The following is a 20,883-nucleotide window of genomic DNA, read 5'->3' as shown; positions in this document are numbered from 1 at the left end:
CGGGCCGATGCCATGGACACCCTTTTCAGTTCGGGAGTCGCCGTCGTGGACACGGTCCTCAAGAGCACTGGCGGCAGCGTGGTGGTCTGGAGCGCGGATCCACAGGCCTACAGCAGCGAGCATGAACGCGCCACGCGCAGCAATTTCGCGCAGCGGCTGGCGGCGCTGAAGCAGTTCCGCTTCGGCGGCGAATACGATGCAGCACGCGACCACGAGAACGCGCCGCTGTATTTCGTGCCGAGCGACACAATTTCCAGCACGCAACTGGCGCGATCGCTCGGCATCTCGACGCTGCACGACGTATTCGGGGGTGTGGTTCCCCACCCCTTCGTCGCCACCAAGGCCATCACGCATCCGCTGGCCGGCCGGGCGGCCGCCTGTCCGGACGGATGGGCCCCGGCCTTCGCCGCTGCAGTGTCGGATGCAGTGCTCGACGGCTACTCGGCGTTCTCGCTGGAGGACGCGCGATGGGCCGGGCGCCAACTGCTGGAGAGCGGCCCCGTGCGGGTCAAGCCCGTGCGCGCCACCGGTGGGCGGGGCCAGACCATGGTCACCGATGACGAGGCGCTGGACCGCTGCCTTGCCGCCATGGACGAGAGCGAGATCGCAGTCGATGGCGTGGTGATCGAGGAGAACCTCGAGAACCCCGAGACCTACAGCGTGGGGCAGGTAATCGTCGATGAGCTGATCGTGAGCTACTACGGTCGCCAGCGCATGACACAGGACAACCAAGGGCAGAGCGTCTATGGCGGCTCCGACCTCACGCTGGCGCGCGGCAACTTCGATGCGCTGCTTGCCAAGACCAGCCCGCCGCCTACGCTGGGCCTGGCCATCGAACAGGCGCGGCGCTATCACCAGGCGGTGATCGACTGCTTCCCGGGTTTCTTTGCCTCGCGCGTGAACTACGACGTGGCGCAGGGCGTGGGCGCGGGCGGCACCTGGCGCTCTGGCGTGCTGGAGCAGTCTTGGCGCGTCGGCGGCGCGACCGGCGCGGAAATGATCGCGATCGAATCCTTCTGGCGCGACCCGGCGCTCGACCGGATGCGCGTTTCCTGTTTCGAGGCGTATGGTGCGGCAGCGACGATCCCGGCCGATGCACAGGTGCACTACCGCGGCATCGACAAGAAGACAGGACACCTCACCAAATACGCATTGCAAAAGCCGTATGACAGCGACCCGACATAACTTCATAGACATATCCGTAGACGGTCAGCACATTGCCGGAACGCTGGTTGCCGCCTCCACCATGGTGCCCGGCGTTCTCCTGGTCCACGGCTGGGATGGCAGCCAGGAGCAGTACATCGCGCGCGCGCACGAAATTGCCGCGCTAGGCTGCGTCTGCCTGACCTTCGACCTGCGCGGGCATGCGCGGCACGCCTCGCTGCGCCAGGAGGTCACCCGCGAGGACAACTTGCGCGACGTGCTCGCGGCCTATGACACGCTCATCAGTCACCCGACCGTCGACCCCGGCGCCATTGCCATCGTGGGCAGCAGTTACGGCGGCTACCTGGCGGCGCTGGTCAGCGCCATGCGGCCAGTGCGCTGGCTCGCGCTGCGGGCCCCGGCGCTCTACCGGGACCGCGAATGGCTGACGCCCAAGGGGCAGCTGAGCAGGCCCGATCTCGTGGCTTACCGCCGCACGCTGGTCGGCCCGCGCGACAACCGTGCGCTGGCGGCATGCGAAGCGTTCACGGGCGACGTGCTCATCGTCGAATCGGAGCATGACCAGATCGTGCCGCACCCGGTGATCGAGAACTACCTGGGTGCATTCAAGCGCGTGCGCTCGGCGACCTATCGCGTCCTTTCGGACGCCGACCATGCGCTGTCGAAACAAGCGCACCGCCAGGCCTACGGGCAGCTGCTCGTGTCCTGGATGACCGAGATGACCATCGGCGCCCGGGCGACCGGCGCCATGACGCGGCCGGTGGCCGCGAGTCCTGCGTAGGAGGTCCTATGAAGACTGCAAACCAGCAGCAGCTGCAAGTGCTCCGAACCGGCCTGGTGGCTGGCACCTTGGCAAGCTTTGCCTCCACCGGGGCGCTGATGCTGTGCGGCCGCCGCGAGGCCGGCAGCATGGTGGCGCCCACCAATGCCACCAGCCACTGGCTGTGGGGTGACCAGGCTTTTGCAGTGCGCGAGCCCACGTTGAAGCACACCGCCATCGGCTACGCCACGCACCATGCAAGCGCCATCTTCTGGGCGCTGCTCTACGCCTGGCTGCATGCGAGCCGGCACCCCGCGCAGTCGGTGCCCGCAGCGCTTGCCAGTGCCGGTGCCGCTACCGCGGTGGCCTGCGCCGTCGACTACACGATCACCCCTAGGCGGCTCACGCCGGGTTTCGAGCATCACCTTTCGAAACGCTCGATGGGCATCGTCTACGGCCTCTTCGCCGTGGGGCTGGCGGCCGGCTGCCTGCTGGCGCAGCGCGGTCGCGGGTAGGCATGGCGGGAGCAGCGGCGCGCGGGTAGTGCGCCGTGCTACGTGCACTCAAGGAGCTTTCCTACGTCGCGGGATTTGCAGTCCTTTCATCGTTCAGCTTCCCTCAACCCAACCGGAGCCCACGATGCCCACCTCCACCAAGCGCGCAGCACCCGACGCCTGCAGCCTTCTCGACACGGACCACCGCAACGTCAAGAAGATGTTCAAGGAATATGAGGAACTGACTCATTCGCGAGCTGCCAATGCGCAGCAAAAGAAGCGCGAGCTTGCCAACCAGATTTGTACCGAGCTGACCGTTCACGCGCAGATCGAGGAAGAAATTTTCTACCCGGCGTTGCGCGAGGCGATCAGCGAAACCGATCTGCTGGACGAGGCCGAGGTCGAGCATGGCACCGCCAAGGAACTGATCGCGCAAATCGAATCGGCCACAGACGTGGATGAAAAGTTCGACGCCAAGGTCATCGTGCTGGGCGAGTACATCGACCACCACGTGAAGGAGGAGCGCAACGAGATCTTCGTCAAGGCACGCGCCGCCAAGAACCTGGACCTGATGGCCATGCGCGAGCAGCTTGCAATGCGCAAGGAAGAGTTGATGGAAGAACTCACCGGCGTGGCCGCCTGAGCAGGCGCCTTGCAGGGGTTGTTCGCCATCGATTCCGGCACCCGGCCGGCATCGGCCGGGTGCGCCGCTTTTTCCATTTCGCCTTGGAGCTCACCATGACAAACATCGTCTCCCGGCTGTTTCCCACGGCGACCAACATGATTCGCCTGGACCACACGCATGTGCTTTCCACCTTTCACCAGTACAAGGCCAGCGCGCCCGCGCGCGTGAAGAAGGGCCTGGTCAACACCATCTGCACCGCGCTCGAAATTCATGCGCAACTGGAGGAAGAAATCTTCTACCCCGAGATGCGCAAGGTCTGCGAGGACGAGCGCATCACGAAGGCGCTGGACGAGCATTCTGAAATGCGCCGCCTCATCGGACTGCTGCGCACCATGGAGCCCGAGGCGCACGACTACGACGAAACCCTGCAGACTCTGATGCGTGACGTGATGCATCACGTGGCGGACGAGGAAACCATTCTGCTGCCCGCGGCCGAGAAGCTGCTGGAAGACAAGCTCGGCGACTTGGGCGCGCAGATGACCAAGCGCCGCCTGCAGCTTGCCGGGCCGCGCTCGGGCGAGATCGCACTCGACATGGGCCGCGCGGCATCGGGCAACACGGCGGCCATCGCGATGGTCGGGCTGGCCGCGGCTGGTCTCCTGCTGGCACGGCGTTCGGGCCATCGGCGCTGGCATGCGCGCGCCTGAGGAGCCCGCCATCGCGCCTACATCATGTCCCTGAGGCGGTAATAAATCATTCCCAGCACCAGAGCGGGCGTGCGCAGCATGGTGCCGCCCGGAAACGCATGGTGTCCGATGCGGGCGAAAAGATCAAAGCGTTCCGCCTGGCCCGCAATGGCCTCTGCCGCCAGCTTGCCGGCCATGCCGGTGAGTGCCAGGCCATGGCCGGAGAAGCCTTGCAGGTAGTAGATGTTGCTGCCGATGCGCCCGAAGTCCGGCGCTTGGTTCATCGTGATGTCCACGAAGCCGCCCCATGCGTGGTCGATGCCCAGGTCCGAGAGCTGGGGAAATACCGTGAGCATGCTTTTGCGGATTTTCTCTATGAGGTTGCGCGGCGTCCTGGCGCTGTAGCTGTCGCCCGAGCCGAACAGCAGGCGGTGGTCGGCACTGAGGCGGAAGTAGTCGAGAACGAAGTTCGTGTCCGATGCCGCCGGCCGGCCGCGCATGAGTGAATCCGCGCGTTCCTTGCCCATCGGTTCGGTGGCGATCATGTAGGTGCCCACGGGCATGATGCGCGACGACACCTCGGGCGCCACGTCGTCCCCGTATTCGGCCAGGTACACGTTGCCCGCCAGCACCACGAAGTTGCACCGTACCTCGCCCTGCGCCGTCTTGACGACGGGGCGGGAGCCGCGTTCGATCACCTGCGCCGCCGAGTTCTCGTGCAGCTGCGCGCCCGCGGCGCGCGCCGCGCTTGCCAGGCCGAGCGAGTATTTCAGTGGATGCAGGTGGCCCGAGCGCGCATCGAAGGTGCCGGCGTCGAAGCGATCGCTGGCCACGCACTCTGCAACGTCCTTGGGGCCCAACCATTTGAGCGGATAGCCATGCACGCGGTGCACGTGGTCCATCCACTCGCGAAGCGCACGCGACTTCGATGGCTTGACCGACAGGTTGAGGTAGCCGGGCTGCCAGTCGCAGTCGATCGCGTAGCTCGCGATCCGCTCCTGCATCAGGTCCAGTCCTTCGACTGAGATGTTCCAAGCGCGGCGCACGTCCTCGGGGGAGAACTGGTCTTCAATGGCTTCTTCGCCATCCGAGCCGAAGCCGACGATCACCTGTCCGCCGTTGCGCCCCGATGCGCCCCAGCCCACGCGCTGCGCCTCGAGCAGCACCACGGAGAACCCGCCTGTGGCGAGCTCGAGTGCCGCCGAAAGCCCTGCGAGCCCACCGCCCACCACGCAGACGTCTGCCGTGGCAATGCCTTCGAGCGGGCGTGCCGGCTCGAACCGCGCCGCGCGCTGCACGCTGGCTTCGTAATACGAGTTCTCGACAACGCCGAGTTCCTTGCGCAGCAGCAATCACGTCACCCGGAAGTTGAGAAACTGCCACGGGTCGTCCTTGTCCACTTCCTCCTTGAAAAGCGCACAGCGGTCTTTCAGCGGCGTCCAGTCGCCATACACGCCCACCACTTCACCGAGGTAGGGCAGGGCGGCTTCCAGCACCACGCGGTGGTCGAGGTCGTCCGGCTCCACCAGGCCCGCATCCGGGTTCTGCAGCGCCCAGAGCATCCCGCCCAAAATGCCGGCCACCACCTGCAGGCTGGTGGCGCTGTTGGCGGGCGCGAGTTCGCGCGCCTGTTCGATGGTGAGCCGCGAGCCATACCAGTAGACCCCCTTGGGGTTGCCCATCAGCAGTACGCCGAGCTCGTCCATGCCTTCGGCGATTTCGTCGCGCACGATTCTCTGGCGGTGCTGCAGTTGCCAGTTCCTTCCGGCCAATTCGTGCAGCGAGAGCACGGCGTCGTCGCAGGGATGGTAGGCGTAGTGCACCGTGGGGCGGTACAGCACCTCGCCGTCCTTGCGCAGCGTCAGGTGGTCCGCAATCGAGATCGATTCGGCATGCGTGACCAGGAAGCCGTGGTAGGGGCCTTCGAGCGGCGTCCAGCTGCGCACCCGCGTGCCGATGCCCGGGCGGCTCAGGTAGATGGCGGCATCGCTGCCGAAGCCGTGGCGTGCCGCGTCGGCCGGCCAGTGCCGCTCGTGCGTGCCCCATCCCAGCTCGGCCGGCTGCAGCCCTTCGTCGACGAAGCCGTGTATCGACCAAGTATTGACGAACTCGTTTCTCTGCTTGCGCTGGCGGGCGACCTGCGAGTCGCGCTCGGCAATGTGAATCACCTTGATCTCGAGCTGCTGCGCGAGCGCGGCCCAATCTTCGTAGCTGGCGGGCATCGACTCGAGTTCGGCATGCGTGTCGGCCGCGATGTTCAGCAGCGCTTGCTTCACCAGCGCCGACACCACGCCGGGGTTGGCGCCTTGCGTGATGATTGCCGTGGGTCCGCTGCGCTTGTCGAGGCGCCAGGCCAGCAGCTCCTCCCGCAGGCTGTAGTTCGAACGGCGCGAAGGAGGGAGGCCGGGGTCGTCGTAGCGGCCGTCCCAAGGCTCGTTGCAGGTGTCGAGATAGAACACGCCGCGTTCGCGGCAGAGCTTGATGAGCGCAAGGCTGGAGACATCGACCGACAGGTTGACCAGGAAGTCGCCCTTGTTCAGCATCGGCTCGAGCACGGCGGCAAAGTTGCCTTCTTCGAGCCGCGTGGGTATGAGTTCTACCCCCAGCTTCTTGGCGAGTCCGCTGCGGTCTTCGCCGGCCTGCACGATCTTGATGTCCGAGGGCTTGAGGTCGAAATGGCGCAGCAGAACGGGCAAGAGCGCCTGGCCGATGGAGCCGAAGCCGATCATCGTCAGCTTGCCGCCGAAACGCGCCAGCAGTTCGTTCTTCTTCGTCACCGCACACCTCGCTGAATGCACCGGGCGGGGCCTCCGGAATGCGCGGCCCGCTTCGGTTTCGATGGCCCAATGTGGCGCGGCCGCAAGGGCAAATGCGTCAGCTTGCCTTTGCCGATGGTGTAGGAAGACTCCATGCACGCAGCTTCTTGCGGCTCATGGTAGAAACCGGCCACCTTGCGCGCGTCGCGCACCGCATCGACCGATGTCAGAACACCTCATCCCGCGAATTTCAGAGAAGGCCAACGGCGCCGCCTTGCGCCTCTACTGGGTACAACGACCGCTGTGGCTGCTGCTCGTCGTCACCCTGCTGTTTCTCGGCGGCTGCGCCGGCCTGCCGTCGGGGGTCGAGCGCAAGCATTCTGTGGCCATCACGGATGGCGCCGACACGATGCTGGGCCGAATGGTCACTGCGGCATCACCGCCGGGGCAGGGGTTGAGCGGCTTCCGGCTGCTGCCAATGCCGCAGTATTCGCTGCACGCGCGCATCGAGCTCGCGCGCCGGGCCCAGCGTTCCATCGACCTGCAGTACTACCTGGTGCAGAACGACGAGACAGGGCGCTACCTGCTGCGCGAACTGCGTGATGCGGCGGAGCGCGGCGTGCGCGTTCGCTTGCTGGTGGACGACCTCTACACAGCGGGTGCCGACACCTTGTTCGCCGGCCTTGCGGCGCATCCGAACGTCGAGGTGCGGATGTTCAATCCGTTCCCGGCCGGGCGCGGCCGGCTGGGCACGCGCTGGGCGTCGTCGCTGCTCGACTTCGACCGCGTGCACCGCCGCATGCACAACAAGCTGTTCGTGGTGGACAACACCATGGCGGTAATGGGCGGGCGCAACATCGCCAACGAATACTTCCTGCGCGACGGTGGCTCCAACTTCATCGACATCGACACGCTGGTGGCCGGCACGGTCGTGCCGAGGCTTTCATCGCTGTTCGACATGTACTGGAACAGCCCCTATGTGTATCCCGTCGAGTCGCTGGCCTCGACACGCGGCGCCACGCCGCAGCAGCTGCGCGAACGCTTCGAGCAGTTGACCGGCGGGCCCGACACCCTGCACCCCGAGCCCATCGTTTCGACCGACCTGCTGGGCAACAACGCGCTTGCCAAGGACCTGGACGAAGGCGTGCTGTCGCTGGTGTGGGCGCGCGCCGAAGCGTATGCCGATGCGCCCGCCAAGGCGCTGGGGCCCACGGACGAAGCGCGCGGGCCGCCGGCCGACGAGTCGACCGACAGCGTGCTCTACAACGTGCAGCGCTACATACGTGGCGCGGAGCACGAGGTTCTGCAGACCACGCCGTACCTGATTCCTGGGCGCGGCGGCATGGAGACGTTCCGCCTCGTGCGGCAGAAGGGCGTGGGCTACACCATCGTCACCAATTCGCTGGCGGCCACCGACGAGTCGCTGGTGCACATCGGCTATCGCCGCTACCGGCCCGAGATGCTACGGCTCGGGTTGGCGCTCTATGAACTGAGCCCCAAGCGGGTCGAAGAAACCAAGCGCTTCGGCATCTACGGTTCGGCGAGCGGGCGGCTGCACGGCAAGTCGGCTGTGGTCGACCGCAACATCGTCTTCGTCGGTTCGATGAACTTCGATCCGCGCTCGATGCTGCACAACACCGAAATCGGCATCTTCATATTCAGCCCGCAGATCGCGCAGCAGCTCACCAGCCTGATCGGCTTCATCCGGCTGGACGGCGCCTATCAGCTGCAGCTGGGCCCCAGGGGCGGCATCGAGTGGGTGAGCCCCGCGTCGGGCGACGGGGCCGACACCATCCTGCACGTGGAGCCGGAAACGGATTTCTGGTCGCGCTGGAAGCTGGAGCTGCTTGCGCCGCTGGTGCCGGAGAGCCTGCTTTGAGGCCCGATCTGCGTTATTGCTGCAGGCGCCCGCTCAGGTAGGGCTCGGGATCGACGGCGGTGCCGTTCTTGCGGATTTCGAAGTGCACCTTCACGCGGTCGGTGTCGCTCTTGCCCATTTCGGCGATCTTCTGGCCCTGCCGCACCACCGCGTTTTCCTTCACGAGGATGGTTTGCGCGTGCGCGTAGGCGGTGAGGAAGGTTTCGTTGTGCTTGATGATGACCATGTTGCCGTAGCTGCGCAGCTCGCCGCCCACGTACACCACCCGGCCGTCGGCGGAGGCAACGATGGGATCGCCGACGTTGCCGGCAATGTCCAGCCCCTTGTTGCGCACACCGTCGAAGCGGGCAATGGTGGTGCCGCTGGCGGGCCGGATGAACATGGCCTGCGGCTGCTGGACGGGCGGCGGTATGTACACGCCCGGCCGCGCGGGCGGCTGCGGGGTGGTGCAGGCTGCGAGGCCGGCCGCCAGGAGAACCGCGGCGCCGGTACGAAAAGCTAGATCTTGAAGGTGCATGGCTCTGTTGGAACGATTTCGTTGCGGAGGGTTCCTTCGGGTCGGCGCGCCGGGCAAGCCGCCGCGGGGCATGCTAGCAAACTCGCGAAAGCCACCCGAAGCAGCGGCGGTGGCGCCGGACCCGACGGTACCTATTTGAGCGGGATGGGAGTGCCGCGGTCGATGGGCACGGCGGTGACGCTGTTCTTGGGCGAGCCGTCGATCAGCAGGTCGGAATAGGTGAGGTAGACCAGCGTGTTGCGCTTGGGGTCGACCATGCGCACCACCCGCAGCCGCTTGAAGAGAATCGACAGCCGCTCGGTGTAGACCTCCTCGCGCTTGGGCAGGGGCTGCGTGACGCTGACCGGGCCGACCTGGCGGCAGGCAATGGAGGCCTCCGACTTGTCTTCGGCCACGCCGAATGCGCCGGCCAGTCCGCCGGTCTTGGCACGTGAGACGTAGCAGGTCACGCCGTTGACCTTGGGGTCGTCGTAGGCTTCGACCACGATCTTGTGGTCGGGCCCGATGAGCTTGAACGCGGTGTCGACATCGCCCACGACTTCTGCGTGCGCAACAGCGGCCAGGCCCGCACCCAGGGCAAGGCCGCAGGCGAGGGCGCCGCGGCGCAGCAAGGTGGTCATGGGGGTGGTGCGGGGTGCCTGGGTCATGCGGTTCAAACGATGCTGAGTTCGTGCACGCGATCGAAGCTGCCGCGCCGCCGGTCTTCGAAGAAGTGCTCCAGCGCCTCGCGCACGGTGCGAAAGGCGATTTCTTCCCAAGGGATTTCTTCCTCGGTGAAAAGCCGGGCCTCGATGGTCTCGTGGCCGGGATCGAAGCGGTCGTCCAGCAGGCGCGCGCGGTAGAACAGGTGAACCTGGCCCACGCGCACCACGCTGATCACTGCGAACAGGCCCTGCATCTCGTAGTGGGCGCCGGCCTCTTCGTCGGTCTCCCGGGCCGCGCCCTGTGCCGCGGTTTCGCCAAGCTCCATGAACCCCGCGGGCAGCGTCCACTTGCCCCAGCGCGGCTCGATGTTGCGCTTGCACAGCAGCACCTTGTCGCCCAGGACGGGAATGGTGCCCACCACGTTCAACGGGTTCTCGTAGTGGATGGTGCTGCAGGCAGGGCAGACCGCGCGCTCCTTGGTGTCGCCGTCGTCGGGGACGCGGTAGACCACTGCGGTGCCGCAGTTCTTGCAGTGCTTGATGGGTACGCGCAGGATCATGAAGCGTGACGTAAGAGGGTCAGACGACCTTGACGGTCAGCTTGGGCAGGCCGGCCACTTCGCCCACCAGCGTGTCGCCCGCCACCACGGCGGCCACGCCTTCGGGCGTGCCGGTGAAGATCAGGTCGCCGGGCTGAAGCTCCCAGGCGGCCGACAGATGCTCGATGGTCTCGGCCACGTTCCAGATCAGCTTGGCGACCGTGCTGCGCTGGCGGTCGGTGCCGTTCACCTGCAGCGAGATCTCGGCTTTTTCGGCATCGCCCGCTGCCGCCACCGGCACGATCGGGCCGATGGGCGCGCTCTGCTCGAAGCTCTTGCCGATGTCCCAGGGGCGGCCCTGCTTCTTCATGTCGTTCTGCAGATCGCGGCGCGTCATGTCCAGGCCCACGGCGTAGCCGAAGATGTGCTTGTGCGCATCGGCCGCCTTGATGTTCTTGCCGCCGGTGCCGATCGCCACCACGAGCTCGATCTCGTGGTGCAGGTTCTTGGTGAGGGTGGGGTAGGCGATGGTGCCGGTCTGCCCCGCATCGACCACCACCGCGGCGTCGGCTGGCTTCATGAAGAAGAAGGGCGGTTCGCGGCCGGTAAAACCCATTTCCTTGGCGTGATCTTCGTAGTTGCGGCCCACGCAATAGATGCGGTGCACCGGAAAGCGGGCCGACTGTCCGACCACCGGAATGGAAACGGCCGCGGGCGGGGCGAAAACAAACTCGGAAGCCATTGCGTCTGTCCTTTTCAGCGAAACTGGAAAAAACGGCAGTGTGCCAGAGGCAGACCGGGGCTGCCGGCGAGCGCTATGCTCTCCGGATCATGAAGCTGCACAACTACTTCCGCTCCTCTTCGTCTTTCCGGGTGCGCATTGCGCTCAATCTCAAGGGCCTGGAATACGACTACGTGCCGGTGCACATTGCCCGCGGCGACCATCGCACGGGCCCGTACTCGGCCATTTCGCCCGACATGCTGGTACCGCTCCTCGAAGACGAGGGCGAGCGCTTTTCGCAGTCGATGGCCATCATCGAATACCTCGACGAAACCAATCCCGAGCCGCCGCTGCTGCCGAGCGATCCGGTCGGCCGTGCCCACGTGCGTGCGCTGTCGCAGTCGATCGCCTGCGAGATCCATCCGCTGAACAACCTGCGGGTGCTCAAGTATTTGGTGAAAGAGCTCAAGCTCGACGACGCTGCCAAGAACGCCTGGTATCGGCACTGGGTGCGCGAAGGCATGCTGGCCTTCGAACGCCAGCTGGCGCTGCACCCCGCCGGCATCTTCTGCTACGGCAACACGCCCACGATGGCCGACTGCTGCCTGGTGCCGCAGATCTTCAACGGCAAGCGCTTCGACTGCGACTTCAGCGGCCTGCCGCGCACCATGGCCGCCTACGAAGCCTGCATGGAACTCGACGCATTCCAGCGCGCACAGCCTTCGCAGGCGCCCGACGCGGAAGCCTGATCGGGTGACCGGGACTGCCATGATGGACGCGCACTGGCTCGTGCCGGACTGGCCGGCGCCACCGAACGTGCGGGCCGTGTGCACCACGCGCCAGGGCGGGGTTTCGCGGGGCCGCTACGAAAGCCTCAACCTCGGCGACCACGTAGGCGACCTGGCCGGCCATGTCGCCGAGAACCGCCGCCTTCTCGAGCAAGCCATCGGCGCGCATCCTGTCTTTTTGCAGCAGGTGCACGGCGCTGCCGTTGCCGCGCTCGACGATGCCCAAACGGACGGCATCGTGCGCGACGGCACAGCGGCCGACGCCTGCACCGCCACCGATGTCGGACTGGCCTGCACGATCATGGTCGCCGACTGCCTGCCCGTGCTTTTCACCGACGGATCGGGTCAGCGGGTGGCGGCCGCGCACGCCGGCTGGCGCGGGCTTGCCGGCGGTGTGCTCGAAGCCACTGCCCGGTGCTTCACGCCGGAGCCTGAAGCGGGTCCACCGCACGGCGCTAGCAAAGTCATAGCGTGGCTCGGCCCCTGCATCGGGCCCAAGGCTTTCGAAGTCGGACCAGAAGTCAAAGCTGCGTTCGAGGCGCATGCGCCCGAGGCTGCGAACTGCTTTCAACCGGCCCCGGCAGCCGGCAAATGGCTCGCCGACCTGCCTGCGCTCGCGCGCCAGCGCTTGCGAGCGGCCGGCGTGGATGCCGTGTATGGCAACGACGGCAGCGACGGCTGGTGCACTGTCGCCAACCCGTCACGGTTCTTTTCGCACCGGCGGGACGGCGTCAGCGGGCGCTTCGCTGCCCTGGTCTGGAAGGGCTGAATCATTTTTGGCGGCCGCCGCTGCATCCGCGGCCGCCGCGGCAGCCAGGCGTGCCGCCTCCTGCGCCTCGGCCTCGCGCTGCCTCATGGCGCGGCGCCGGCCCGGCGTTCCCATCAGGTAAACCACCAAGGCCACCGGCGCCAATCCGTACAAAAGAAATGTGAAGATGGCGCCCAGCACGGTGCCCGTGGTGTTGGTGGCTTCGGCCACGGCCATCATCACGGCGACGTAGAGCCAGCCGATCACGATCAGGTGGATGAACACAAGAAGTTTCAGTCGGTAAGTAGGTGGGCGGCGTTGTGAGCGCCTCATGAAATGCAGCATACTCAAAACACGAGAAGCCATCCGTTCAGACTCAGGTGAGGACCAGGAGACATGATGAAGCAACAAGCGACGGGGGCCGATGCGTTCGCACCCTTCCAGCAGGCACTTTCAGAGGGATGGAACAAGGCGCTGGAATCGTTCCAGCAGTCCGCCGCACAGGGGGCCTCGGCCTTCAATGTCACCGGCGGCACGCCGCTGTGGCAGATCCCGCAGGCGGGCGGCATGCCCGAACTGCCCCAGATCTCCATCGATCCCGAAAAGCTCCAGTCCATCCAGCAGCAATACGTGGCTGATGCCACCGATCTCTGGAGACAAGGTTTTGCCGCCAAGCCCGAAGGCGACAGGCGCTTTGCGTCCGACGCTTGGGGCAGCAACCCGCTTTCGGCTTTTTCGGCGGCCGTGTACCTGCTCAATGGCCGCACGCTGCTGAACATGGCCGACGCCATCGACGCCGACGAAAAGACCAAGGCGCGCCTGCGCTTCGCGGTCGAGCAATGGATGGCGGCCTCGTCGCCGAGCAACTCGCTCGCCTTCAATGCCGAGGCGCAGAAAAAAGCCATCGACACGCAGGGCGAGAGCATTGCCAAGGGCATCCAGAACCTGCTGCACGACGTCAAGCAGGGCCACCTCAGCATGACCGACGAAAGCGCCTTCGAAGTGGGGCGCAACGTGGCGACCACCGAAGGCGCGGTGGTGTTCGAGAACGAGCTGTTCCAGTTGCTCGAATACAAGCCGCTCACGCCCAAGGTGTACGAACGGCCGTTCCTGCTGGTGCCGCCTTGCATCAACAAGTACTACATCCTCGACCTGCAGCCCGAGAATTCGCTGATCCGCTATGCCAACGAGCAGGGCCATCGCGTGTTCGTGGTGAGCTGGCGCAATCCCGACGAATCGCTGGCCAATGCCACCTGGGACGACTACATCGAGAACGCCGCCATCAAGGCGATCCACACGGTGCAGGACATCAGCGGCAGCAAGCAGGTCAACGCGCTCGGGTTCTGCGTGGGCGGCACCATCCTCAGCACCGCGCTGGCCGTGCTCGCGGCGCGCGGTGAAAAGCCGGCGGCGTCGGTCACGCTGCTCACCACCTTCCTCGATTTCAGCGACACCGGCATCCTCGACATCTTCGTGGACGAGCCAATGGTGGCCTACCGCGAAATGCAGCTGGGCAAAGGCGGCCTTCTGCCGGGCATGGACCTGGCCTCGACGTTCAGCTTCCTGCGCCCGAACGACCTGGTGTGGAACTACGTGGTGGGCAACTACCTGAAGGGCGAGACGCCGCCGCCGTTCGACCTGCTCTACTGGAACAGCGACGCCACCAACCTGCCGGGCCCGTTCTATACCTGGTACCTGCGTAACACTTACCACGAGAACAAGCTGGCGAAGCCGAACGCGCTGACCGTGTGCGGAGAGAAGATCGACCTGGGCAAGATCGACATCCCGGCCTACATCTACGGCTCGCGCGAAGACCACATCGTGCCCATCGGCGGCGCCTATGCCTCCACGCAACTGCTGCCGGGCAAGAAGCGCTTCGTCATGGGCGCCTCGGGCCACATCGCCGGGGTGATCAATCCGCCCGCCAAGAAAAAGCGCAGCCACTGGATCCGCGACGACGGCAAGTTTCCGAAGACACAGGCCGAATGGTTGACCGGGGCGCAGGAGCATCCCGGCAGCTGGTGGACCGACTGGGCACAATGGCTCAAGGGCCACGCGGGCAAGCAGATCCCCGCGCCCAAGACCTACGGCAACGGCAAGGCCTACAAGGCCATCGAGCCGGCTCCGGGGCGCTACGTCAAGGCCAGGGCCTGACTGGTCGGCCTACGCACTCGTTCACTCACTTCAAATCACTTCAACGGAGAACCTCATGGAAGACATCGTCATCGTTTCGGCTGCACGCACGGCGGTCGGCAAGTTCGGCGGCTCGCTCGCCGGCATTGCGGCCACGGAGCTGGGCGCCCTCGTGATCAAGGAAGTGATTGCACGTGCCAACCTCACGGCCGACCAGATCGGCGAAGCGATCATGGGACAGGTGCTGGCCGCCGGTGCGGGTCAGAATCCCGCGCGCCAGGCATGGCTCAAGAGCGGCGGCGCCAAGGAAACCCCGGCGCTCACCATCAACGCGGTGTGCGGCTCCGGCCTCAAGGCCGTGATGCTCGCGGCGCAGGCCGTGGCCACGGGCGACAGCGAAATCGTTATTGCCGGCGGTCAAGAGAACATGAGCGCCGCGCCGCACGCAACTCGCGCAACGGCCAGCGCATGGGCGACTGGAAGCTGGTCGACACCATGATCGTGGACGGCCTGTGGGACGTCTACAACCAGTACCACATGGGCATCACGGCCGAGAACGTGGCCAAGAAGTTCGGCATCGACCGCAACGCGCAAGACGAGCTCGCACTCGGCAGCCAGACCAAGGCCGCGGCCGCGCAGGATGCCGGCAAGTTCAAGGACGAAATCGTCGGCGTGAGCATTCCGCAGAAGAAGGGCGACCCCATCGTCTTCGACAAGGACGAGTTCATCAACCGCAAGTCCAGCGCCGAAGGCCTGGCCGGCCTGCGTCCCGCCTTCGACAAGGCCGGCGGCGTGACCGCGGGCAATGCCTCGGGCCTGAACGATGGCGCAGCCGCCGTGATGGTCATGACCGCCAAGAAGGCCGCTTCGCTCGGCCTCAAGCCGCTGGGGCGCATTGCCAGCTACGCCACCGCCGGCCTCGATCCGGCCATCATGGGCATGGGCCCGGTGCCGGCATCGACCAAGGCGCTGCAGCGCGCCGGCTGGAAGGCCGCCGACCTCGACCTGCTCGAGATTAACGAAGCCTTTGCCGCGCAGGCTTGCGCCGTGAACAAGGAAATGGGCTGGGACGTGAACAAGGTGAACGTGAACGGCGGCGCCATTGCCATCGGCCACCCCATCGGCGCGTCGGGCTGCCGCATCCTGGTGACGCTGCTGCATGAAATGCAGCGCCAGAACGCCAAGAAGGGCATTGCCTCGCTGTGCATCGGCGGCGGCATGGGCGTGGCGCTGACGATCGAGCGATAAGTCCTTTGGGCGGCGCACTTTGTGCACCGCCCAAATTTTGAGCAAACTGATTATTCCTTATATAAAACAACGACTTAAATCGTGTTTACAAGGAAGCACATCAGTTATCCCCAAAGTTGTCCACGGAAATTGGGGACGGCACGCGCTCCTTCACGATTCGCTTGCAAGTCCTTGTTTTCAGTAGAACCGAGCGGCCATCAGGCGATGGCCGCCTGCTCACCGGCATAGTGCCGGCACAACGTCTCGACCAGCGCCTGCGCATAGATCGGCAGGGCAGCCCGGTCTCGCACCAGCAGATACCGCTCCCGTACGCACCACGCATCACTGAGGTCGATCAGCGCGAGCTGCATGCTTTCCTGGTTGCGCCGAGCCGCCGATTCCGGCACCACACCAATGCCCACGCCGCTGCCAATCATCCGGCACATGGCGTCGAAGCTGCCCAGCTGGATGCGCAGCTTCTGCCGCTTGCCGAGGTTGTCGGTGATCTGCGCCAGAAAGGCCTGCAAGGTGCTGCCCTGCTGCATGCCGATCGCGTCTTCGTCGAGCGTCTCGGCGAATGAAATCTTGCGGCGCTTCGCGAAGCGGTGTTTGCGCGAGGTGACGAGCACCAGCCGGTCGGTGCTGAAGTGGATGGCTTCCAGGCCCAGGGTGTCGACGCGGCCCGCCACGATGCCGATGTCGGCGCGGCCGTCGAGCACGCCGCGCGGGATCTGAGCATTCGGTTTTTCCTGAAGGTCGACGTTGATGCGCGGATTGCGCGCAAGGAAGCCGGGCAGGATTTCGGGCAAAAAATCGGTCACTGCCGTGGTGTTGGCGAACACGCGCAGATGGCCGCGCAGCCCGCCGCCGTATTCGAGCAGGTCGGCGCGCAGCTGCTCGGTCTGGTGCAGCACCAGCCGCGCATGATGCAAGAAGGCTTCTCCCGGCGGCAGCAGGCGAACACCCCGGGCTTCCCGCTGCAGGAGCTGCAACCCGGCCTGGGTCTCGAGCGCCTTGATGCGCGCACTGGCCGCTGCAAGCGACAGATGCTGCCGCTCGGCCGCGCGCGTGAGATTGCCGAGCTCTGCCGTGGCAACGAAAAGGCGCAGGTCGGTGAGGTCGAAAAGCATGCGCCATCGTACCCAAGCCTTCGGAATTTCAGAAGACTGGGTTCCGAAATCGCAGATTGCGCGAAGGCTGGGGGCCAACGACCATGCGGGCATGGAGACAACACACATGACCCTCAAATTCCGCGTCGGCGCGCTGCTTTCATTGGCTGCCGCGCTCGTGTTTGCGATGAGCCCGGCGAGCGCAGAGCCTTATCCCTCCCGGCCCATCACGCTGGTCGTGCCGCAGGCCGCGGGCGGCACCAACGACATCGTCGGGCGTCTCGTGGGGCAGAAGCTCGGCGAGGTGATGAACAACGCCAGCGTGGTGGTCGACAACCGGCCCGGCGCGGGCGGCAACATCGGCACGCAACTGGTCGCCAGGGGGCCGAAGGACGGCTACACGCTGCTCATGACCATCAGCAGCAGCCAGGCGATCAATCCGGCGCTCTACAAGAACCCGGGCTTTGATCCGGTGAAAGACTTCAAGCCCGTGGGCCTGGTCGGCGCGGTGCCCAACGTGCTGCTGGTCAACCCATCGTTTCCGGCCAAGGACCTCAACGAGTTCCTGAAGCTTGCGCGGCAGAAGGGCGCCAACTACCAGTACGCCTCCGCCGGCAACGGCACGCTCAACCATCTGCTCGGTGAAATGCTCAACAGCATGGCCGGCATCTCTTTGCAGCACGTGCCGTACAAGGGCGTGGCGCCTGCGATCAACGACGTGCTCGGTGGGCAGTTGCCGATCGTGTTCGCGAGCCTGCCGTCGGCGCTCTCGCACATCAAGGCTGGCAAGCTGCGGGCGCTGGCCGTGAGTGGCGACAAGCGCTCGCCGGTGCTGCCCGACGTGCCCGCCATCGGCGAGGCGGTGCCGGGCTACAACGGCACGCTGTGGATCGGCCTGTTCGCTCCCGCGGGCGTGCCGGCCGATGTGCTGGCCACGCTGCAGGATGCAGCGCGCAAGGCGCTGGCCGCCAAGGACCTGCGCGACAAGCTCGACCAGCAGGGCGTCGAGATCGCGGCGCCCACCACGCCCGATCAATTCTCGAAACTGCTGCAGGACGACCTTGCCAAGTGGGCGCGCATCGTCAAGGCATCCGGCGCTGCGGTGGATTGAAAGAACCATGAGCGATCCCATGCATGAAACTACTTCCGCGTTGATCGACGGCGATGCCCTGGCCAGGCTCCAGGCCTGGCAAGGGCGCAGCGAAACGCTGGCCGACGAAGTCACCGCCGCACCAGTGCGCGCGCTTTCCGCAACGTTGGACCGCGACGATCCACTTCCCGCGGCCGGCACGCGCCTGCCCGAGCTTTGGCACTGGCTCTATTTCCTGCCGCACCATCGCCAATCGGAGATCGGCGATGACGGACATGCGAAGCGCGGCGGCTTCCTGCCGCCCGTACCGCTGCCGCGCCGCATGTGGGCCGGCGGGCGGTTGGCGTGGGAAGAAGGCAATCCGCTGCAGGTGGGCGACACGGTGGAGCGCACCTCGACCATCGCCTCGGTCACCCACAAGGCGGGCCGCACCGGCGAACTGGTGTTCGTGCTGGTGCGCCATGAAGTGCGCAACCAGCGCGGCCTTGCCCTCACCGAAGAGCACGACATCGTCTATCGCGCCGCGGCCGCTCCCGGCGAGAAGACGCCGCCGCCCACGCCGGCGCCGAAAGACGCCGCCTTCAGCCGCGAGATCGTGCCCGACGACGTGCTGCTGTTCCGCTATTCGGCGCTCACCTTCAACGGCCACCGCATCCACTACGACCGCCGCTACGTCACGCAGGTCGAGGGCTATCCGGGCCTGATCGTGCACGGGCCGCTCATCGCCACGCTGCTGATCGACCTGCTGCGCCGGAACCTGCCGGGCGCGCAGCTCGCACGCTTCGAATTCCGCGCCGTGCGGCCGACCTTCGACATTGCGCCGTTCCGTGTGCACGGCAAGCCGGCCGAAGGCAGCACTGACGGCAAGACCTTCAGCCTCTGGGGCGAAGACGCCGATGGCTGGCTCACGATGCAGGCCACGGCCGTGCTCGCATGAACAACAGGAAGAACAAGCCCATGACAAGACCTCTCGATGGCATCACCGTGGTTTCGCTCGAACACGCGATTGCGGCGCCGTTCTGCACCCGGCAGTTGGCCGATCTAGGCGCCCGCGTCATCAAGGTGGAGCGGCCCGGCGTCGGCGACTTTGCACGCGCCTACGACGCACGCGTGGGCGGCGAGGCCTCGCACTTCGTGTGGGTCAACCGCTCCAAGGAAAGCCTCACGCTCGACCTCAAGCAGCCCGCCGCGATTGCGGTGCTGCAGGAGCTGGTAGCCGAGGCCGACGTGCTGGTGCAGAACCTCGCACCCGGCGCGGCCGCACGCATGGGGCTGGGCGCCGAAGCGCTGCAGGCAAAGCATCCGCGGCTCATCGTCTGCGACATCTCGGGCTACGGCGAAGACGGGCCGTACCGCGACAAGAAAGCCTACGACCTGCTGATCCAGAGCGAGGCGGGTTTCCTGTCGGTCACGGGTACGCCGGACGATCCGTGCAAGGCGGGCAATTCGATCGCCGACATTGCGGCGGGCATGTATGCCTACACCGGCATCCTCGCGGCGCTGCTCCAGCGCGGCAAGACCGGCAAGGGCTCGCACATCGACGTGTCCATGCTCGAGTCGCTCGCGGAGTGGATGGGCTACCCGATGTACTACGCCTACGAAGGCGCGCCACCGCCGCCGCGCAGTGCCGCCTCGCACGCCACCATTTATCCGTACGGGCCATTTCCGGCGGGCGATGGCGGCACAGTGATGCTGGGCCTGCAGAACGAGCGCGAATGGCGCCTCTTCTGCGAGAAGGTTCTGCTGCAGCCGGGGCTCGCGACCGACATGCGCTTTGACAGCAATGCGCGGCGCAACGCGAACCGCGACGCGCTGCGCGCCATCATCGTGGAGACCTTCAGCACGCTCGACACAGTGCAGGTGGTCGAGCGGCTCGACGCCGCGCAGATTGCCAACGCACGCATGAACGACATGGCCGGGCTGTGGGCGCATCCGCAGTTGCAGGCGCGGGAGCGCTGGCGGAACGTGGGCTCGCCGGCCGGCGACATTCCCGCGTTGCTGCCGGCCGGACGGCAGAGTGCCTTCGACTACCGCATGGACCCCGTGCCCGCCGTGGGCGAGCACACCGAATCCATCCTGCGCGCCCTGGGCCGAGGCGATGCCGACATTGCCGCGCTGCGCGAGGCAGGGGCGGTGTGAGCATGTCGACGACGCTGGCATTGGCACGCACCTTTCTCTTCGTGCCCGCCGACCGGTCCGAGCGCCACGCGCGCGCGCTGGCCACGGGTGCGGGTGGTGTCATCGTCGACTTGGAGGACGCCGTGGCGCCCGATCGCAAGGTGGTGGCGCGCGAGCAGCTGCGGGCGTCTGTCGCCGCGTTGACCGCCGCGGAAAGAGGGCGCCTGCTGGTGCGCATCAATGCCCACAGCACGCTTTGGCACGACGGCGACCGCGCGCTGGTGGGTGAGCTTGCCGCCGAAAGCCTGATTGCCGGCGTGGTGCTGCCGAAGGCCGAGCACGCCGCGGACCTGCATCGGCTGGCCACGGACATCGGACCCAAGGGCGTGCTCGTTCCGTTGATCGAATCCGCTGCGGGCCTCGAAGCCGCCGCTGAACTCGCGGCCGCGCCGCAGGTGCTGCGGCTCGCCTTCGGCAACCTCGATTTCCAGGCCGACCTGGGGCTGGCCTGCGATCCCAGCGAGGCCGAGCTGGTGCCGGTTCGCCTGGCCCTGGTACTGGCCTCGCGCCGTGCCGGGCTGGCCGCACCCATCGACGGCGTCACGCCCGATTGGCGCGATGCCGAGCGCCTCGCGGCCGACACCGCACGCGCGCGCCGCGGTGGCTTCGGCGCCAAGCTCTGCATTCACCCTGACCAGGTCGCGCCGGTGCACGCCGCGCTGGGCCCGAGCACCGATGAGCTGGCATGGGCGCGCCGCGTGCTGGATGCGACCCAGGCGGCCGGCGGCGGCGTGGTCAGCCTCGACGGGCGCATGGTCGACGCTCCCGTGGTTCGGCTGGCCGAGCGCCTGCTCGCGCTCGGCGCTCAAGCCGCGCCCTGACAAG

The 20,883-nt window shown here is 66.3% G+C and carries 21 protein-coding genes and 1 pseudogene; 14 read left to right on the top strand and 8 right to left on the bottom strand.

The features are described from left to right. The first annotated feature begins 12 nt into the window (after positions 1-12). The 5 genes from ASC78_RS18760 (at position 13) to ASC78_RS18740 (ending at position 3,750) form a co-directional block, all read left to right on the top strand. Positions 13-1,185 carry a DUF3182 family protein gene (locus tag ASC78_RS18760; protein ID WP_055804521.1) on the top strand — a complete coding sequence of 391 codons (1,173 nt, stop codon included), beginning with the start codon at positions 13-15 and terminating at the stop codon, positions 1,183-1,185. Continuing rightward, positions 1,166-1,945 (top strand): alpha/beta hydrolase family protein, encoded by a 780-nt coding sequence (locus ASC78_RS18755; protein ID WP_055804518.1) that lies wholly within the window; start codon positions 1,166-1,168, stop codon positions 1,943-1,945. Before ASC78_RS18760 ends, ASC78_RS18755 begins: the two co-directional genes overlap by 20 nt. Before the next feature lie 8 nt (positions 1,946-1,953). Beyond that, positions 1,954-2,439 carry a hypothetical protein gene (locus ASC78_RS18750; protein WP_055804515.1) on the top strand — a complete coding sequence of 162 codons (486 nt, stop codon included), beginning with the start codon at positions 1,954-1,956 and terminating at the stop codon, positions 2,437-2,439. Between the two features lie 124 nt (positions 2,440-2,563). Next, positions 2,564-3,061: a hemerythrin domain-containing protein gene (locus ASC78_RS18745; RefSeq protein ID WP_055804512.1), complete on the top strand. Its 498-nt coding sequence runs from the start codon at positions 2,564-2,566 to the stop codon at positions 3,059-3,061. A gap of 95 nt (positions 3,062-3,156) precedes the next feature. After that, a complete protein-coding gene (locus ASC78_RS18740; protein WP_055805029.1) occupies positions 3,157-3,750 on the top strand; it encodes a hemerythrin domain-containing protein in 594 nt (197 codons plus the stop codon). A 17-nt stretch (positions 3,751-3,767) separates the two neighbouring features. Here ASC78_RS18740 and ASC78_RS18735 read toward each other — a convergent pair whose 3' ends face one another. Together ASC78_RS18735 and ASC78_RS18730 are read right to left on the bottom strand one after the other, a co-directional pair. After that, positions 3,768-5,081 carry an NAD(P)/FAD-dependent oxidoreductase gene (locus ASC78_RS18735; protein WP_082517588.1) on the bottom strand — a complete coding sequence of 438 codons (1,314 nt, stop codon included), beginning with the start codon at positions 5,079-5,081 and terminating at the stop codon, positions 3,768-3,770. Further along, entirely contained in the window at positions 5,082-6,506 is a 1,425-nt protein-coding gene (locus ASC78_RS18730; protein ID WP_082517587.1) for a homospermidine synthase, read from the bottom strand. A gap of 202 nt (positions 6,507-6,708) precedes the next feature. Between ASC78_RS18730 and ASC78_RS18720 the strand changes: the two genes are divergently transcribed. Continuing rightward, the gene (locus tag ASC78_RS18720) at positions 6,709-8,364 is read left to right on the top strand and encodes a phospholipase D family protein (RefSeq protein ID WP_055804505.1); all 1,656 of its coding nucleotides are present in this window, start codon (positions 6,709-6,711) and stop codon (positions 8,362-8,364) included. A gap of 13 nt (positions 8,365-8,377) precedes the next feature. Here ASC78_RS18720 and ASC78_RS18715 read toward each other — a convergent pair whose 3' ends face one another. The 4 genes from ASC78_RS18715 to ASC78_RS18700 form a co-directional block, all read right to left on the bottom strand. Beyond that, positions 8,378-8,881: a murein hydrolase activator EnvC family protein gene (locus ASC78_RS18715; protein ID WP_055804502.1), complete on the bottom strand. Its 504-nt coding sequence runs from the start codon at positions 8,879-8,881 to the stop codon at positions 8,378-8,380. Between the two features lie 131 nt (positions 8,882-9,012). Then, positions 9,013-9,528 (bottom strand): CreA family protein, encoded by a 516-nt coding sequence (locus ASC78_RS18710; RefSeq protein WP_157634484.1) that lies wholly within the window; start codon positions 9,526-9,528, stop codon positions 9,013-9,015. 5 nt (positions 9,529-9,533) lie between these two features. Continuing rightward, entirely contained in the window at positions 9,534-10,085 is a 552-nt protein-coding gene (locus ASC78_RS18705; protein ID WP_055804497.1) for an NUDIX hydrolase, read from the bottom strand. 19 nt (positions 10,086-10,104) lie between these two features. Further along, positions 10,105-10,806 (bottom strand): fumarylacetoacetate hydrolase family protein, encoded by a 702-nt coding sequence (locus ASC78_RS18700; protein WP_055804494.1) that lies wholly within the window; start codon positions 10,804-10,806, stop codon positions 10,105-10,107. A gap of 89 nt (positions 10,807-10,895) precedes the next feature. On the opposite strand from ASC78_RS18700, the gene maiA reads away from it, so the two are divergent. Next, on the top strand, positions 10,896-11,534 hold the full coding sequence (gene maiA, locus ASC78_RS18695) for a maleylacetoacetate isomerase (protein ID WP_055804492.1): 639 nt from the start codon (positions 10,896-10,898) through the stop codon (positions 11,532-11,534). Positions 11,535-11,556: 22 nt separating this feature from the next. After that, complete coding sequence (gene pgeF / locus ASC78_RS18690) at positions 11,557-12,342, top strand: peptidoglycan editing factor PgeF (protein WP_200934334.1); 786 nt, start codon at positions 11,557-11,559, stop codon at positions 12,340-12,342. On the opposite strand, the gene ASC78_RS18685 is transcribed toward pgeF, so the two are convergent. Continuing rightward, complete coding sequence (locus ASC78_RS18685; RefSeq protein ID WP_055804485.1) at positions 12,274-12,606, bottom strand: hypothetical protein; 333 nt, start codon at positions 12,604-12,606, stop codon at positions 12,274-12,276. The genes pgeF and ASC78_RS18685 overlap by 69 nt on opposite strands. Before the next feature lie 114 nt (positions 12,607-12,720). On the opposite strand from ASC78_RS18685, the gene phaC reads away from it, so the two are divergent. After that, entirely contained in the window at positions 12,721-14,475 is a 1,755-nt protein-coding gene (phaC, locus tag ASC78_RS18680) for a class I poly(R)-hydroxyalkanoic acid synthase (RefSeq protein ID WP_055805021.1), read from the top strand. Between the two features lie 55 nt (positions 14,476-14,530). Beyond that, positions 14,531-15,702: pseudogene (locus ASC78_RS18675) on the top strand (acetyl-CoA C-acetyltransferase). 197 nt (positions 15,703-15,899) lie between these two features. Here the strand turns inward: ASC78_RS18675 and ASC78_RS18670 are convergent. Beyond that, positions 15,900-16,811, bottom strand: a complete 912-nt coding sequence (locus tag ASC78_RS18670; protein WP_055804482.1) for a LysR family transcriptional regulator — start codon at positions 16,809-16,811, stop codon at positions 15,900-15,902. 106 nt (positions 16,812-16,917) lie between these two features. Here ASC78_RS18670 and ASC78_RS18665 point away from each other — a divergent pair, with 106 nt between their 5' ends. Genes ASC78_RS18665 through ASC78_RS18650 form a run of 4 tightly spaced genes read left to right on the top strand, consistent with a single transcriptional unit; the run spans position 16,918 to position 20,879 of the window. Next, a complete protein-coding gene (locus ASC78_RS18665; protein WP_055804478.1) occupies positions 16,918-17,901 on the top strand; it encodes a tripartite tricarboxylate transporter substrate binding protein in 984 nt (327 codons plus the stop codon). A gap of 19 nt (positions 17,902-17,920) precedes the next feature. Then, positions 17,921-18,817, top strand: a complete 897-nt coding sequence (locus ASC78_RS18660) for an FAS1-like dehydratase domain-containing protein (protein ID WP_443082734.1) — start codon at positions 17,921-17,923, stop codon at positions 18,815-18,817. 20 nt (positions 18,818-18,837) lie between these two features. Beyond that, complete coding sequence (locus ASC78_RS18655; RefSeq protein WP_055805018.1) at positions 18,838-20,019, top strand: CaiB/BaiF CoA transferase family protein; 1,182 nt, start codon at positions 18,838-18,840, stop codon at positions 20,017-20,019. A gap of 2 nt (positions 20,020-20,021) precedes the next feature. Then, positions 20,022-20,879, top strand: coding sequence for an HpcH/HpaI aldolase/citrate lyase family protein (locus ASC78_RS18650; protein WP_055804474.1), 858 nt, complete (start codon positions 20,022-20,024; stop codon positions 20,877-20,879). Positions 20,880-20,883 lie beyond the last annotated feature (4 nt).

This window comes from Variovorax sp. Root318D1 (genome assembly GCF_001424835.1).
Taxonomy (GTDB): domain Bacteria; phylum Pseudomonadota; class Gammaproteobacteria; order Burkholderiales; family Burkholderiaceae_C; genus Variovorax.
Note: the sequence above shows the minus strand (reverse complement) of the source record. Positions and strands in the feature narration are given on the sequence as shown.